Origin of the sequence: Streptococcus mitis, assembly GCF_905187495.1 — a bacterium.
Lineage (GTDB): Bacteria > Bacillota > Bacilli > Lactobacillales > Streptococcaceae > Streptococcus > Streptococcus mitis_CU.
Genome location: NZ_CAJJIB010000008.1, coordinates 146,376 through 161,041, shown reverse-complemented (window position 1 = coordinate 161,041; position 14,666 = coordinate 146,376). Strand labels below are relative to the sequence as shown.

Genomic DNA, 14,666 nt, shown 5'->3' with positions numbered 1-14,666 from the left:
GCGAGACAAAAAAACCACCCGCTATGCGGGTGTGCGTCGAAGGTTATACCCCAAAAACTCCAAACGCGATACAATAAAGGTGTTCAAGCCAATTGTAAAGCGAAAGGAGAAAAATATGGCACAAAAGGCTCATAGTTTATCGCACACAAAGTGGCACTGTTCTATCACATTGTGTTCACCCCTAAGTATAGACGAAAAGTCATCTATAATCAATATCGAAGTAGTTTAGGCGAAATATTTCATCGTTTGTGTTGTTATAAAGGAGTTGAAATTATCGAGGGTCACTTAATGCCAGACCATGTACACATGTTAGTAAGTATTCCACCCAGGATAAGTGTTTCGAGTTTCATGGGTTATTTAAAAGGAAAAAGTGCACGCATGATGTTTGACAAACACGCCAATCTCAAGTACAAGTTTGGAAATCGGCATTTCTGGGAGAAAGGTTATTATGTAAGTACAGTAGGGCTTAATGAAGCCACGATTAAGAAATATATCCAAGATTAAAGAAATTATCCAGTGGATGATTTCTTCACGAGTATGAAAATTTGAGAACGAGTAAAGCATGATATAGCACTAGGTAAATTGAGTGTAAAAGAATATGAGGATCCCTTTAGGGATAGTGGTAAGTAATACTAAAGCCTCTTTGAGAGGCAAGTGACGAGTCAAGAGCAATAAGGCTTGAACAAAGTGAAAGCCAGCGTCTTTAGGCGCTGGCTGGTAATTTGGGCTTATAGCCCTGGGACAAACCACCCGTTTGACGGGTGGTCATGATTGTTTTGTACCCATACAATTATGATTTTTTTATCTTGTACTTCATTCTAATCTAACTTAAAATGAAATGGTAGCTACCAATATAAATGATGAGGAAAAAGAAATGACTGAAAATCGTTATGAACTAAATAAAAACTTGGCACAGATGCTCAAAGGTGGGGTTATCATGGACGTTCAGAATCCTGAACAGGCCCGTATTGCAGAGGCCGCTGGTGCGGCTGCTGTTATGGCCTTGGAGCGGATTCCAGCTGATATCCGTGCAGCTGGTGGTGTTTCCCGTATGAGTGATCCAAAGATGATTAAGGAAATCCAAGAAGCGGTTAGTATTCCAGTAATGGCCAAGGTCAGAATCGGGCATTTTGTTGAAGCTCAGATTTTAGAGGCTATTGAGATTGACTATATCGATGAGAGTGAAGTTTTATCTCCAGCAGACGACCGTTTCCATGTGGACAAAAAAGAATTCCAAGTTCCTTTTGTCTGTGGGGCTAAGGATTTGGGGGAAGCCTTGCGTCGTATCGCTGAAGGTGCTTCTATGATTCGTACCAAAGGAGAACCGGGTACGGGGGATATCGTCCAAGCTGTTCGTCATATGCGTATGATGAATCAGGAAATTCGCCGTATTCAAAACTTACGAGAGGACGAACTTTATGTTGCTGCTAAGGACTTGCAGGTACCTGTAGAATTGGTTCAATACGTCCATGAACATGGAAAATTGCCAGTTGTAAACTTTGCGGCTGGAGGCGTTGCAACGCCAGCAGATGCTGCGTTGATGATGCAATTAGGGGCAGAGGGTGTCTTTGTCGGTTCAGGTATTTTCAAGTCAGGAGATCCTGTTAAACGAGCGAGTGCCATTGTCAAAGCGGTAACTAACTTCCGTAATCCTCAAATCCTAGCTCAAATCTCTGAAGATCTAGGCGAAGCCATGGTTGGTATTAATGAAAATGAAATTCAAATTCTCATGGCAGAGCGAGGAAAATAGATGAAAATCGGAATATTGGCCTTGCAAGGGGCCTTTGCAGAACATGCAAAAGTGCTAGATCGATTAGGTGTCGAGAGTGTTGAAATCAGAAATTTAGAAGATTTTCAGAAACATCAGAGTGATTTGTCGGGTTTGATATTACCTGGTGGGGAATCTACAACCATGGGCAAGCTCTTACGTGAGCAGGACATGCTGATTCCCATTCGAGAAGCCATTCTATCTGGTTTACCAGCCTTTGGAACCTGTGCAGGCTTGATTTTGCTGGCTAAAGAAATTACTTCTCAGGAAGAGAGTCATCTAGGAACTATGGATATGGTGGTCGAGCGCAATGCCTATGGGCGCCAACTAGGAAGTTTCTATACGGAAGCAGAATGTAAGGGAGTCGGTCAGATTCCAATGACCTTTATTCGTGGTCCAATTATCACTAGTGTTGGAGAGGGTGTAGAAATTCTAGCAACAGTTGATAATCAAATCGTTGCAGCCCAAGAAAAAAATATGTTGGTAACTTCTTTTCATCCTGAATTGACTGACGATGTGCGCTTGCACCAGTACTTTATCAATATGTGTAAAGAAAAAAGTTGAGATTGAATTTCTCAACTTTTTTACATGTAATAAACAATGGCGATGTATTGGAGGGCAGATGCGGCTAGGATAAAAAGATGCCAAATCATGTGAAAATAAGGTTTTTTCTTAGCGTAAAATCCAGCTCCAACTGTATAACAGAGTCCGCCAGTTACCATGAGACTCCAGAAAATTGGAGTTGTTTGACTGATAATGGCAGGAATGATAGCTAGAACCAACCAGCCCATAATCAGGTAAAGAGCAAGGCTAAATTTCTCATTGACCTTTTTAGCAAAGATTTTATAGAGAATACCAAAGATAGTCGTTCCCCATTGGATGGCAATAATTAGATAGCCAAACCAGTTATTCATCAAGGTTAAGACGACTGGCGTATAAGAGCCTGCGATAGCCACATAAATCATCGAATGGTCAATGATTCTCAGGACATATTTATGGGTTGAACCATAGGCCATAGAGTGATAAATGGTGGATGATAGGAACATGAGAAAGAGACTAATAACGAAAATGGAAACGCCGATAGATGATAAAAATCCGTGTGTCTCATAACTATAAGTGGATGAAATAGGCAGTAAGATGAGCATGATGACTGCACCTACGGCATGGGTTACACTATTAGCAATCTCCTCTCCAAAACTGAGTTGTTTGCTGAGTTTAAGACTAGTGTTCATTGGATTACCTCCTCTTGAGTATGATCGATTAAGGCTAGAGTTTGATGATAGAGTTTAACGGTTTGGCAGCTGGTTTGGATAATGGGGTTAGCTGGATCAATTCCTTGGTTCATGTAGTTCACAAAAGCATCGTAGAGTTGGTCTGAACTTGCTTGAGTTTGGAGAGTATTAAGTGTCTGAGCTATTTCTTGAATAGAAAATACAGACTTGAGGGTTGTGATAGCAATCAGACGGGCAATCTGTTGGCGTTGGTATTTTTTCTTGTCAGGCTTTGTCAGGTAACCATGTTTCACATAATTGTTGACCATAGATGCTGTCAGGCCCTTGTCTTTATCAGGAGAGATAGGGGCGCAGACCTGATTGACATAGAGTAAAACCTGGTCCAGATAGAGGTCAATGTTTGGAATTTCTGCCCATTTTGGGAAGGAAAAGGTGGTTTTCATTTCCAACTCCTTTTTATCTAGTTTTTATAACTAGATTATAAAATAACAAAAACAGAAAGTCAAGTTTTAACTGCTTGTGAAAAGGCTTAAATTATGCTATGATGGGAGAAACTAGTCAGAAATGAGGAGAAAAGATGGAAATTCGTTTAGCTTTTCCAAATGAAGTAGATGCCATTATGCAGGTGATGGAAGACGCTAAAAAATGTTTAGCAGATGCTGGTAGTGACCAGTGGCAAAATGGTTATCCAAATGCTGATATTATTACTGAGGATATTATCTCAGGTCAAGCCTACGTAGCCTTGGAAGAGGGAGAACTACTAGCTTATGCATCTGTGACCAAGAGTCCAGAGGCAGCCTATGAAGCCATTTATGAAGGAAAATGGCAAGCTGGAGAGTCAGAGTACCTAGTCTTTCACCGTATTGCTGTGGCAGCAGATGTCCAGGGACAGGGGGTTGCTCAGACTTTCCTAGAAGGCTTGATTGAAGGATTTGATTACCTAGATTTTCGCTCAGATACGCATGTTGCAAACGAGGCCATGCAGCATATCTTTGAAAAACTCGGTTTTAAACAGGTTGGTAAGGTTCCAGTTGATGGCGAACGCTTGGCCTATCAAAAATTGAAGAAATAATGCAAAAGAAGTACGTAAAAATGCTCTACTTTTCGCCAATAGGAACCTTGTCTTTGGTTGCTGACGAGCAATATCTGTATGGCATTTGGGTGCAGGAGCAGAAGCATTTTGAGAGGGGACTAGGAGATGAGACGATAGAAGCAGTTGTTAGTCATCCCATTTTAGACCCAGTTATTACTTGCTTAGATGCTTACTTTAAAGGAAAGTCTCAGGATTTATCCAACTTGCCCTTGGCTCCAATCGGAACAGATTTTGAAAAGAGAGTTTGGTCCTATTTACAGGAAATTCCTTATGGTCAGACAGTGACCTATGGACAAATAGCCCAAGACCTGCAAGTGGCTTCTGCTCAAGCAATTGGTGGAGCGATAGGACGCAATCCGTGGTCTATCCTAGTACCTTGTCATCGGGTGCTGGGAGCTGGCAAGCGTCTGACAGGTTATGCTGCAGGAGTGGAAAAGAAAGCTTGGCTCTTGGAGCATGAAGGCGCAGATTTTAAAGATATAAAATAGAAAGTGAAAGACATGTTAGAATTTATCGAATATCCAAAATGTTCAACTTGTAAAAAAGCAAAACAAGAATTAAACCAACTCGGTGTGGACTATAAAGCCATCCATATCGTTGAAGAAACACCTAGCCAAGAAGTCATTTTAAACTGGCTAGAAACCTCGGGTTTTGAGTTGAAGCAATTTTTCAACACCAGTGGGATCAAATACCGTGAATTGGGGCTGAAAGATAAGGTAGGAAGTCTGTCAAACCAAGAAGCAGCTGAGTTGCTAGCAAGCGACGGTATGTTGTTAAAACGCCCCATTTTAGTAGAAAATGGAACTGTTAAGCAAATCGGTTATCGAAAAGCTTATGAAGAATTGGGATTGAAATAGTTTTTATCTATCTCTTTGATAGATAAAATATATAACCTCCCTGTTTCAAAGTATGATAAACTAGTAGGTAGACAAAGTCTGTACCTGACCGTAGCAAATAATTTCATTGACGGCAAAAGTATGGTAGAATGAATCATTATCAGGAGAGGATGTTTTTATGAATGTTACAACGATTTTAGCATCAGATTGGTACCAAAACTTGATGCAATTGATTCCGGATGGCAAGCTTTTTAGCTTGCGTTCGGTCTTTGATGGAATCCCGAGAATTGTCCAACAACTTCCAATAACGATTATGTTGACCATTGGTGGTGCTCTTTTTGGCTTGGTTTTGGCGCTTCTTTTTGCCATTGTGAAGATCAATCGTGTCAAAATTTTATACCCCTTGCAGGCCTTCTTTGTTAGCTTCTTAAAAGGGACACCGATTTTGGTGCAACTCATGTTGACCTACTACGGAATTCCTTTGGCTTTGAAAGCTCTCAATCAGCAATGGGGAACTGGTTTCAATATCAATGCGATTCCAGCCGCTGCTTTTGCAATTGTCGCCTTTGCCTTTAATGAAGCAGCTTATGCTAGTGAAACCATTCGTGCAGCCATTCTCTCAGTCAATCCTGGTGAGATTGAGGCGGCACGCAGTCTGGGGATGACCCGAGCGCAAGTTTATCGTCGCGTGATTATTCCAAATGCGGCCGTTGTGGCGACTCCAACCTTAATCAATTCCCTAATCGGCTTGACCAAAGGGACTTCCCTAGCCTTTAGTGCGGGTGTTGTGGAAGTATTTGCCCAAGCTCAGATTCTGGGTGGAGCTGATTATCGTTACTTTGAGCGCTTCATCTCCGTTGCCCTTGTTTATTGGGTAGTCAATATCGGAATTGAAAGCCTCGGTCGTTTCATCGAGAGAAAAATGGCTATTTCTGCACCCGATACAGTGCAAACAGATGTGAAAGGAGACCTTCGTTAATGATTAAGATTTCGAATTTAAGCAAATCCTTTTCAGGACAGACTGTCTTGGATCATCTGAACTTGGATATTCAAAAAGGGGAAGTTGTAGCCTTGATTGGTTCTTCAGGAGCTGGAAAATCAACTTTTCTTCGTAGTCTCAATTATCTTGAAACACCTGACAGTGGCTCTATTCAGATTGATGATTTCTCAGTTGATTTTTCAAAAATCACTCAAGAAGAAATCCTTGCCCTACGCCGTAAGCTGTCTATGGTTTTCCAACAGTTTAATTTGTTTGAACGCCGAACAGCACTTGATAATGTAAAAGAAGGCTTGGTTGTTGTCAAGAAATTTTCTGACCAAGAAGCGACTAAGATTGCCAAGGAAGAGTTGGCTAAGGTTGGGCTTTCTGACCGTGAAAACCATTACCCTCGCCATTTATCAGGTGGACAAAAGCAACGGGTTGCCTTAGCGCGTGCGCTCGCTATGAAACCAGATGTCTTGCTCTTAGACGAACCAACTTCAGCCCTTGACCCAGAATTGGTTGGTGAAGTAGAAAAATCTATTGCAGATGCTGCTAAGTCAGGTCAAACTATGATTTTGGTTAGTCATGATATGTCCTTTGTAGCCCAAGTGGCTGATAAGATTCTCTTCTTAGATAAGGGGAAAATCATCGAGTCTGGAACACCGGATGAGATTATCCACCATCCGAAAGAAGAGCGGACAAAAGAATTCTTCGCTAGTTACAAACGGACTTATATTTGATATAATAGATAAAGGAAAACTCAGTTAGCTGGACTAGCTGAGTTTACTCTTTAAAAAAGATAGAAATGAGAGAAATCATGCTACTGCAACTATTTTCTTTATATTTCGAGAGTTTGATCTTGACCACCATCCTCGTCCTGATTTTTTTAGGGATTTGGATTGGACTGAGAGCCATGTCGGGAGTTGATAAGACAGCCAAGGCTCGCCAAGCCCATCTCTATGATATGATTATGATTGGTGTCTTGGTTGTTCCAGTATTATCCTTTGCGGTTATGAGTTTAATTCTTGTTTTCAAGGCATAATCCTTGCTTGATTGACAAGAAAGAGTTAGAATAAAGATAGTTACAACAAGAAAGAAGGAATCTATATGTACGATACTATTATTATCGGTGCTGGACCCGCGGGTATGACTGCAGCCTTATATGCTGCTCGAAGTAATCTGAAAGTAGGTTTGATTGAAGGTGGTCTGCCAGGTGGTCAGATGAATAATACATCTGATATTGAAAATTACCCAGGATACGCTAATATTAGTGGACCTGAATTGGCTGAAAAGATGTTTGAACCACTTGAAAATCTTGGTGTTGAGCACATTTATGGCTATGTTGAGAATGTCCAAGACCATGGTGATTTTAAGAAAGTGATGACCGATGATCAAACATATGAAACACGTACCGTTATCGTAGCGACTGGTTCTAAACACCGTCCTTTGGGAGTTCCAGGAGAAGAAGAACTGAATAGTCGAGGTGTTTCTTACTGTGCCGTGTGTGATGGTGCTTTCTTCCGTGACCAAGATTTGTTGGTAGTTGGTGGTGGAGATTCAGCAGTTGAAGAGGCCCTCTTCTTGACTCGTTTTGCCAAGACTGTTACCATTGTTCACCGTCGTGACCAGCTTCGTGCCCAAAAGGTTTTACAAGATCGCGCCTTTGCGAATGAGAAAGTCAGCTTTATCTGGGATTCTGTAGTTAAGGAAATCAAGGGTGAAAACCGAGTAGAATCTGTCGTATTTGAAAATGTGAAAACAGGTCAAGTGACAGAGCAAGCCTTCGGTGGCGTCTTTATCTATGTTGGTTTGGACCCTCTTAGTGATTTTGTTAAAGAATTGAATATCCAAGATCAGGCAGGCTGGATTGTGACAGACAATCACATGAAAACTGCAGTTGACGGTATCTTTGCAGTTGGAGATGTTCGTTTGAAAGACCTTCGACAAGTAACAACAGCAGTTGGAGATGGAGCTATCGCTGGTCAAGAAGCCTACAAGTTTATCACCGAACATAGTTAATCATAAAAAAAGTTTCCAATCAGATGACTGGAAACTTTTTTATAGTCTATTTCGGAAAACTTCGTACATGAGAATGGCTGCAGCAACACTGGCATTGAGACTTTGAACATGTCCATTCATCGGAATGGTAATCATCTCATCAACCTGTTTTTTGATGTTGCTAGAGATGCCTTTTCCTTCATTTCCGATGATGAGGGCAATTTTCCCTTTTGTATTCCACTTATGGCAAGGAGTACCGTTCATATCCGTTCCAAAGGTCCAGAAGCCTTCATCCTTGAGTTTGTCCAGAGTTTGGCTCAGATTGGTCACTCGAGCGATTGGAACGTGCTCAATAGCACCTGTGGCCGTTTTAGCAACGACAGGAGTAACTCCGACAGCACGGTGCTTGGGAATGATGACACCTGAAACATTGGTCGCATCAGCGGTTCTTAAGATGGAACCTAAGTTGTGAGGATCAGTTAACCCGTCCAGAATCAAAAGCAAAGGATTTTCTTCTTGGCGTGTTTTGGCAAGGATTTGGTCCAGCTCACTATAGGCAAATTCGGACACTCGTAGAACAAAACCTTGGTGGACAGCACCTTCAGTCATCTCAGAGAGGGATTTTTTTGAGGTCCAAGAAATGGATACCTTTTTTTCTGTAGCTAGTTCCTTGACTTTTTCAACATTCTTACCTCGTAGGTCTTCTTGGAGGTAGAGTTTGTTTCCAGTATTTGCAAGGAGGGCTTCGGTAACGGCGTGGATGCCATAGACAATATCATTTGTTTTCATGCCTCTATTATAACACAAAACCCCGTCTTGCAACGGGATTTTCTTTATTCTAGAATTAGTAAACCATCTTTAACTGCAAATGGGTCTTTTTCATTGATACGATCGTAAAACATGATACCGTTAATGTGGTCAATTTCATGCTGAACAACGATGGAGTTGTAGCCTTTGAGCTTGATACGGTGTTTTTCTCCATCCTTGTCAAAGTAGTCAACCGTAACGCGAGCATGGCGGACTACATAGCCAGGTACGTTGCGATCAACAGACAGACAACCTTCTCCTTCACCAAGAGCAGCGTCTTGAACTGAGTGAGAGACGATTTTTGGATTGTACATAATAGCTTGCAAGTCGTAAGCTTCCTGTGGGGTTTCGCCTTCTTCGACAATGTTTGGCACCAAAACAGCGATAATACGTTTTGAGATATCTAATTGAGGAGCAGCAAGTCCAACCCCACCTCGGAGCCCCATTTTCTCAGCCATGACAGGATCTTGGGAATGTTTCAGGAATTGCATCATCTTTTCGCCAAGAATGATTTCCTGGTCAGACAAGGGGAAAGTAACTTCCTCAGCAACCGCGCGTAGAGTTGGGTTTCCCTCGCGGATAATATCGTTCATATCAATTAAATGAGCAGCTTTTGTAATACGTTCTATTGCAGACATTTTCTCTCCTTTCATTACCTCTACATGATATCACAAAATGACAAGGATTGAAAGCATTACGGCATCGAGCTTTTATAGAAAATATCTAGTAGGTTTGATTTAATTGTGAAAGAATTACTTATCTGTGATATAATAAAAAGAAAAGGCTTGCATTAGAAAGTAGGGAGAATGAAGATGCAAAGAAGACAAGATAGACATAAACGTGGACCAGTTTTTCGTTTTATGAGGGGTTTTGTAAACTTTTTTAGGAGTTATCGCAAGTGGAGTAATAAGGGATTTGTGGCGATACTCTTGCTAGCAGTTGCTTTATCAATGGGTTTGGTCTTGTTGTTTGAAAGCTTCCAAGGAATTCCTTTAACCAGTCAAAAAAAGGATGCCATTTCTCAAGAAGCTAATAAGACCAATCAAAATGCTAAAGATCAGGAAGAGGAAAAAACTGCTAGAATTATGGCCAACGGAGACCTCCTCTATCATATTCCCATCTATCGTTCTGCTTTAAAAGAAGATGGAACCTATGATTTTCATGAAAATTATGATTATGTGAAACCATGGCTCAAACAAGCGGACTTGATTATAGGTGATTTTGAAGGTACTGTTAACAAGGACCACTATTTGGCAGGTTATCCTCTCTTTAATGCACCTGGCGAAGTTATGGATGCCATCAAGGATGCCGGTTATCAAGTGCTAGACTTGGCGCATAACCATATCCTAGATTCACAAATAGAAGGTGTGGTCTCAACAGCAGATGCTATTGAGAAGGCAGGAATGACACCTATTGGAGTGTATACGCATGAGTCTCGTGATCAAGCTCCACTGGTTATCAAGGAAGTGAACGGCATTAAGGTTGCACTTTTGGCCTATTCTTATGGTTTTAATGGAATTGAGCAAAGTATTTCTCAAGAAGACTATAACCGCTATCTTTCAGATCTAAATGAAGACAAGATGAAGGCTGAAATTGAACGGGCAGAGAAGGAAGCGGATATTACCATTATCATGCCTCAAATGGGTGTGGAGTATCGCTTGGAACCAACTGAAGAACAAAAGGCTCTTTATCACAAGATGATCGATTGGGGAGCTGATATTATCTTTGGAGGGCACCCTCACGTAGTTGAACCGTCTGAAACGGTTGAAAAAGATGGAGACAAGAAACTCATTATCTATTCAATGGGGAACTTCATTTCCAATCAACGAATTGAAACCATGCAAGATGAAGAAAATGCTAAGTGGACAGAGCGTGGCGTGCTCATGGATGTGACCATTAAGAAAAAAGCAGGTAAGACGACAATTGAAACTGCCAAAGCGCATCCTTCTTGGGTAAACCGTACACCAAAAGGAACCTATTCTCCAGAAGGTTATCCACTCTTCCTTTACCAAACCTATATCTTAGAAGATTTTATCGAGGGTGGCAGTCATCGTGACCAATTAGATGAAGCGACTAAGGAACGAATTGATACAGCCTACAAAGAAATGAATGAACATGTAGGGTTGAAGTGGGATTAGCTTGAATTCAGAGGGAATTAAATGACTATTAAAGTAATTGCGACAGATATGGATGGGACCTTGCTGGATGCTAGAGGCCAGCTTGATCTTCCACGCTTGGAAAAGATTTTAGATCAGTTGGATCAAAGGGGTATTCGTTTTGTCATCGCGACAGGCAATGAAATTTACCGCATGAGGCAATTACTGGAGCACTTGGTCGATCGAGTGGTTCTGGTTGTTGCTAACGGTGCTCGTATTTTTGAAAACAATGTACTGATTCAGGCACAGACTTGGGATGATGCCATTGTCGATAAGGCTTTGGCTCATTTCAAGGGTCGAGCGTGCCAGGACCAGTTTGTTGTAACGGGGATGAAGGGTGGTTTCGTCAAAGAAGGTACCATTTTTACAGACCTTGAAAGTTTTATGACTCCAGAAATGATTGAAAAATTCTACCAACGGATGCAGTTTGTGGATGAATTAACCTCTGACCTCTTTGGTGGTGTGCTCAAGATGAGTATGGTTGTTGGTGAGGAGCGTTTGAGTTCGGTCTTGGAAGAAATCAATGACCTCTTTGATGGCCGTGTTCGTGCTGTATCCAGTGGCTATGGTTGCATTGATATCCTTCAAGCTGGAATTCATAAAGCATGGGGCTTGGAAGAATTACTCAAGCGCTGGGACTTGACCTCCCAACAAATCATGGCTTTTGGTGACAGTGAAAATGATGTTGAAATGCTTGAAATGGCTGGAATTGCCTATGCGATGGAAAATGCTGATGATAAAGCCAAAGCTGTGGCTACTGCTCTAGCGCCAGCCAACAGCCAAGGCGGAGTTTATCAAGTCTTGGAAAACTGGTTAGAAAAAGGAGAATGAAGTGGCAGTACAGTTATTAGAAAATTGGTTACTAAAGGAACAAGAAAAAATTCAAACCAAGTATCGTCACTTAAATCAGGTTTCTGTTGTAGAGCCAGATATTCTTTTTATTGGGGATTCCATTGTCGAATATTATCCTCTGCAGGAACTATTTGGGACTTCAAAGACGATTGTCAATCGAGGTATTCGAGGTTATCAGACAGGGCTGTTACTAGAGAATCTAGATGCGCATCTGTACGGTGGAGCAGTAGATAAAATTGTCCTTTTGATTGGGACAAATGATATCGGAAAAGATGTTCCAGTGAATGAGGCTCTCAATAATCTCGAAGCTATCATACAATCCATTGCTCGCGATTATCCATTGACTGAGATTAAATTGCTTTCTATTTTGCCAGTCAATGAGGGAGAGGAGTACAAGCAGACAGTCTATATCCGCACGAATGAAAAAATTCAGAAATGGAATCAAGCCTATCAAGAGCTTGCTTCTGCCTATATGCAGGTAGAATTTGTGCCAGTTTTTGATAGTTTGATAGACCAAGAAGGTCAACTCAAAAAAGATTATACAACTGATGGGTTGCACCTTAGTGTTCCCGGTTATCATGTTTTGACAAAATCTTTGAAAGACTATCTTTTGTAGTTAATTGCTTTCCTTTTTGCATTTTTGAGTTAGATAAGGTATAATGGTTTTGTTGTCTTTTGGGGTCGTTACGGATTCGACAGGCATTATGAGGCATATTTTGCGACTCGTGTGGCGACGTAAACGCTCAGTTAAATATAACTGCAAAAAATAACACTTCTTACGCTCTAGCTGCCTAAAAACCAGCAGGCGTGACCCGATTTGGATTGCTCGTGTTCAATGACAGGTCTTATTATTAGCGAGATACGATCAAGTCTTGTCTAGCGGCTTGATAAGAGATTGATAGACTCGCAGTTCCTAGGCTTGAGTTATGTGTCGAGGAGCTGTTAAAACAATACATAACCTATGGTTGTAGACAAATATGTTAGCAGATGTTTGGACGTGGGTTCGACTCCCACCGGCTCCATTATTCTTTTGCATTCCTTTCTAAAACGTTGTTTTTACAACGTTTTTTATTTTATTCTTTGGTATTCTTTTGCAAAAAAAGAATACAACATTTTGTTGTATCCTAAATATTAAATCAAGTCCTGAATTTTCTTAAGTTTTTATCATATTTTCTGTTATAATTAAGGTGCCTTAAGAAAACTATATGAAAAACTAAATGTTTTTCATATAGTTTTCATTTTTGTGTTATAATTAAGGTGCCTTAAGAAAAATATTAAGGTACCTTAAGAAAAATAATGAAAAAACTAAATGTTTTTCATATAGTTTTCATTGTTTTAATAGTTTAAAGTCAATCTTATTTTTCTCTAATAGAAAATAATGAAAAAGTAGGTTTAGAAAGAGGTAAGTATCTATGTCTTCTCATAAAAAAGTGTCACTCTCTGAGATTAATCAATCTATCGATACTCCAAATAACAATCATTTCTGGCAAAATTTAAATGCCTTTTTAGGTCCGGGTGCTCTTGTCGCAGTTGGTTATATGGATCCAGGAAACTGGATTACCAGTGTAGTCGGTGGTGCTTCCTATAAGTATAGTCTCTTGTTTGTTATCTTGATTTCATCTCTCATTGCCATGCAACTTCAGCAGATGGCAGGAAAGCTTGGTATTGTAACACAGATGGACCTGGCTCAAGCAACGGCTCATCATTCACCTAAATGGCTTCGTTATAGTCTATGGGTGATTTTAGAATTAGCCTTGATGGCGACAGATCTGGCAGAAGTTCTAGGTTCAGCGATTGCTCTCAATCTTCTCTTTAAGATTCCGATTATGATAGCAATTCTCTTGACCGTGTTGGATGTTTTTCTCTTATTGCTTCTGATGAAATTTGGCTTTAAGAAGATTGAAGCTATTGTGACAACACTGATTTTAACCATTCTAGCAATTTTTACCTATCTGGTAGCTTTGTCACATCCAAGCTTCCAAGGAATCGTTGAGGGTTATTTACCCAATTCGACCTTATTTGAGAGTCCTTTGCCAGGTCATGAAAGTCAATTAACTTTAGCTCTGGGGATTGTAGGTGCGACGGTTATGCCTCATAACCTCTATTTGCATTCTTCCTTGTCTCAAACTCGGAAAATCAATCACAAGGACAAGGATGATGTTCGAAAAGCGGTGCGCTTTATGACCTGGGATTCAAATCTCCAATTATCCTTGGCCTTTGTGGTTAACTCCCTTCTATTAATTCTCGGGGCGGCTCTCTTTTTCGGCCATGCATCTGAGATTTCTGCCTTCTCTCAAATGTATAATGCCTTGCAGGATTCTACTATTGCAGGAGCTATAGCTAGCTCGACCTTATCAACCTTGTTTGCCTTGGCTTTATTAGCCAGTGGTCAAAATTCGACAATTACGGGTACCTTGACTGGACAAATCGTTATGGAAGGTTTCTTGCATATGAGATTACCTCAATGGTTCATTCGTTTGGCAACTCGTCTCTTTGCCTTGTTGCCTGTCATGATTGTAGCGGTTCTGTTTGGTCATCAGGAAAAAACATTGGATCAGTTATTGGTTTATTCACAAGTCTTTCTTTCGATTGCTCTTCCATTTTCAATCTTCCCACTGATTTATCTAACTTCTAAGAAATCACTGATGGGAGAATTTACCAATGCCAAATGGAATACCATCCTTGGCTATATCGTTTCCATTATCTTAACAATTCTCAATGTGAAATTGTTATTTGATATTTTCTAAGAAATTCACCCGAGTTATAAAACAAGCATATAAGAAAAAAGATACCCAAGATTTCTTGGGTATCTTTTTTAAAATAAACGGAAGACATGGGATTCGAACCCACGCACGCTATTACACGCCTACCGCGTTTCCAACACGGCCTCTTAAGCCTCTTGAGTAATCTTCCAATACTTACTCAAATAGTCTACCATAAAG

General features: G+C 40.6%; 17 protein-coding genes, 1 tRNA gene, 1 other RNA gene and 1 pseudogene. 15 read left to right on the top strand and 5 right to left on the bottom strand.

All coding sequences use genetic code 11. The features are described from left to right. Positions 1 to 115 precede the first annotated feature (115 nt). The 3 genes and pseudogenes from tnpA (at position 116) to pdxT (ending at position 2,332) form a co-directional block, all read left to right on the top strand. Positions 116 to 630, top strand: a pseudogene (gene tnpA, locus JQ843_RS02425) (IS200/IS605 family transposase). A gap of 244 nt (positions 631 to 874) precedes the next feature. Then, positions 875 to 1,750, top strand: a complete 876-nt coding sequence (gene pdxS, locus JQ843_RS02420; protein ID WP_000138517.1) for a pyridoxal 5'-phosphate synthase lyase subunit PdxS — start codon at positions 875 to 877, stop codon at positions 1,748 to 1,750. Then, positions 1,751 to 2,332, top strand: a complete 582-nt coding sequence (gene pdxT, locus JQ843_RS02415) for a pyridoxal 5'-phosphate synthase glutaminase subunit PdxT (RefSeq protein WP_020901896.1) — start codon at positions 1,751 to 1,753, stop codon at positions 2,330 to 2,332. 20 nt (positions 2,333 to 2,352) lie between these two features. On the opposite strand, the gene trhA is transcribed toward pdxT, so the two are convergent. After that, complete coding sequence (gene trhA, locus JQ843_RS02410) at positions 2,353 to 3,000, bottom strand: PAQR family membrane homeostasis protein TrhA (RefSeq protein ID WP_001098000.1); 648 nt, start codon at positions 2,998 to 3,000, stop codon at positions 2,353 to 2,355. Continuing rightward, on the bottom strand, positions 2,997 to 3,443 hold the full coding sequence (locus JQ843_RS02405; RefSeq protein WP_203212798.1) for a DUF1836 domain-containing protein: 447 nt from the start codon (positions 3,441 to 3,443) through the stop codon (positions 2,997 to 2,999). Before JQ843_RS02405 ends, trhA begins: the two co-directional genes overlap by 4 nt. Positions 3,444 to 3,577: 134 nt before the next feature. On the opposite strand from JQ843_RS02405, the gene JQ843_RS02400 reads away from it, so the two are divergent. From JQ843_RS02400 to trxB, 7 genes are all read left to right on the top strand, one after another. Next, on the top strand, positions 3,578 to 4,072 hold the full coding sequence (locus JQ843_RS02400; RefSeq protein ID WP_203212797.1) for a GNAT family N-acetyltransferase: 495 nt from the start codon (positions 3,578 to 3,580) through the stop codon (positions 4,070 to 4,072). Further along, complete coding sequence (locus JQ843_RS02395; RefSeq protein WP_203212796.1) at positions 4,072 to 4,581, top strand: methylated-DNA--[protein]-cysteine S-methyltransferase; 510 nt, start codon at positions 4,072 to 4,074, stop codon at positions 4,579 to 4,581. Before JQ843_RS02400 ends, JQ843_RS02395 begins: the two co-directional genes overlap by 1 nt. A 12-nt stretch (positions 4,582 to 4,593) precedes the next feature. After that, positions 4,594 to 4,950 carry an arsenate reductase family protein gene (locus JQ843_RS02390; protein ID WP_000889083.1) on the top strand — a complete coding sequence of 119 codons (357 nt, stop codon included), beginning with the start codon at positions 4,594 to 4,596 and terminating at the stop codon, positions 4,948 to 4,950. Positions 4,951 to 5,107: 157 nt separating this feature from the next. Continuing rightward, complete coding sequence (locus tag JQ843_RS02385; RefSeq protein ID WP_001103445.1) at positions 5,108 to 5,908, top strand: amino acid ABC transporter permease; 801 nt, start codon at positions 5,108 to 5,110, stop codon at positions 5,906 to 5,908. Continuing rightward, the gene (locus JQ843_RS02380; RefSeq protein WP_203212795.1) at positions 5,908 to 6,651 is read left to right on the top strand and encodes an amino acid ABC transporter ATP-binding protein; all 744 of its coding nucleotides are present in this window, start codon (positions 5,908 to 5,910) and stop codon (positions 6,649 to 6,651) included. Before JQ843_RS02385 ends, JQ843_RS02380 begins: the two co-directional genes overlap by 1 nt. A 77-nt stretch (positions 6,652 to 6,728) precedes the next feature. After that, positions 6,729 to 6,953, top strand: a complete 225-nt coding sequence (locus JQ843_RS02375) for a DUF4059 family protein (protein ID WP_000926599.1) — start codon at positions 6,729 to 6,731, stop codon at positions 6,951 to 6,953. Between the two features lie 65 nt (positions 6,954 to 7,018). Then, positions 7,019 to 7,930, top strand: a complete 912-nt coding sequence (trxB, locus tag JQ843_RS02370; protein WP_020901890.1) for a thioredoxin-disulfide reductase — start codon at positions 7,019 to 7,021, stop codon at positions 7,928 to 7,930. Between the two features lie 39 nt (positions 7,931 to 7,969). Here the strand turns inward: trxB and rlmB are convergent, their stop codons facing one another. Together rlmB and def are read right to left on the bottom strand one after the other, a co-directional pair. Then, positions 7,970 to 8,698 (bottom strand): 23S rRNA (guanosine(2251)-2'-O)-methyltransferase RlmB, encoded by a 729-nt coding sequence (gene rlmB / locus JQ843_RS02365; protein WP_000855720.1) that lies wholly within the window; start codon positions 8,696 to 8,698, stop codon positions 7,970 to 7,972. Positions 8,699 to 8,742: 44 nt separating this feature from the next. Further along, positions 8,743 to 9,354, bottom strand: coding sequence for a peptide deformylase (gene def, locus JQ843_RS02360; protein ID WP_001272956.1), 612 nt, complete (start codon positions 9,352 to 9,354; stop codon positions 8,743 to 8,745). A 174-nt stretch (positions 9,355 to 9,528) separates the two neighbouring features. On the opposite strand from def, the gene JQ843_RS02355 reads away from it, so the two are divergent. The 5 genes from JQ843_RS02355 to JQ843_RS02335 all read left to right on the top strand — a co-directional run bounded on the left by JQ843_RS02355 (position 9,529) and on the right by JQ843_RS02335 (position 14,471). Then, positions 9,529 to 10,854, top strand: a complete 1,326-nt coding sequence (locus JQ843_RS02355; protein WP_203212794.1) for a CapA family protein — start codon at positions 9,529 to 9,531, stop codon at positions 10,852 to 10,854. 21 nt (positions 10,855 to 10,875) lie between these two features. Continuing rightward, positions 10,876 to 11,703, top strand: coding sequence for an HAD family hydrolase (locus JQ843_RS02350; protein ID WP_203212793.1), 828 nt, complete (start codon positions 10,876 to 10,878; stop codon positions 11,701 to 11,703). A 1-nt stretch (position 11,704) separates the two neighbouring features. Beyond that, positions 11,705 to 12,340, top strand: coding sequence for an SGNH/GDSL hydrolase family protein (locus JQ843_RS02345; protein WP_203212792.1), 636 nt, complete (start codon positions 11,705 to 11,707; stop codon positions 12,338 to 12,340). Positions 12,341 to 12,401: 61 nt separating this feature from the next. Then, positions 12,402 to 12,749, top strand: a transfer-messenger RNA (tmRNA) gene (gene ssrA, locus JQ843_RS02340). Positions 12,750 to 13,136: 387 nt separating this feature from the next. Further along, entirely contained in the window at positions 13,137 to 14,471 is a 1,335-nt protein-coding gene (locus JQ843_RS02335) for an Nramp family divalent metal transporter (RefSeq protein WP_084926623.1), read from the top strand. Between the two features lie 78 nt (positions 14,472 to 14,549). On the opposite strand, the gene JQ843_RS02330 is transcribed toward JQ843_RS02335, so the two are convergent. Beyond that, a tRNA-Ser gene (locus tag JQ843_RS02330) sits at positions 14,550 to 14,637 on the bottom strand. Positions 14,638 to 14,666 lie beyond the last annotated feature (29 nt).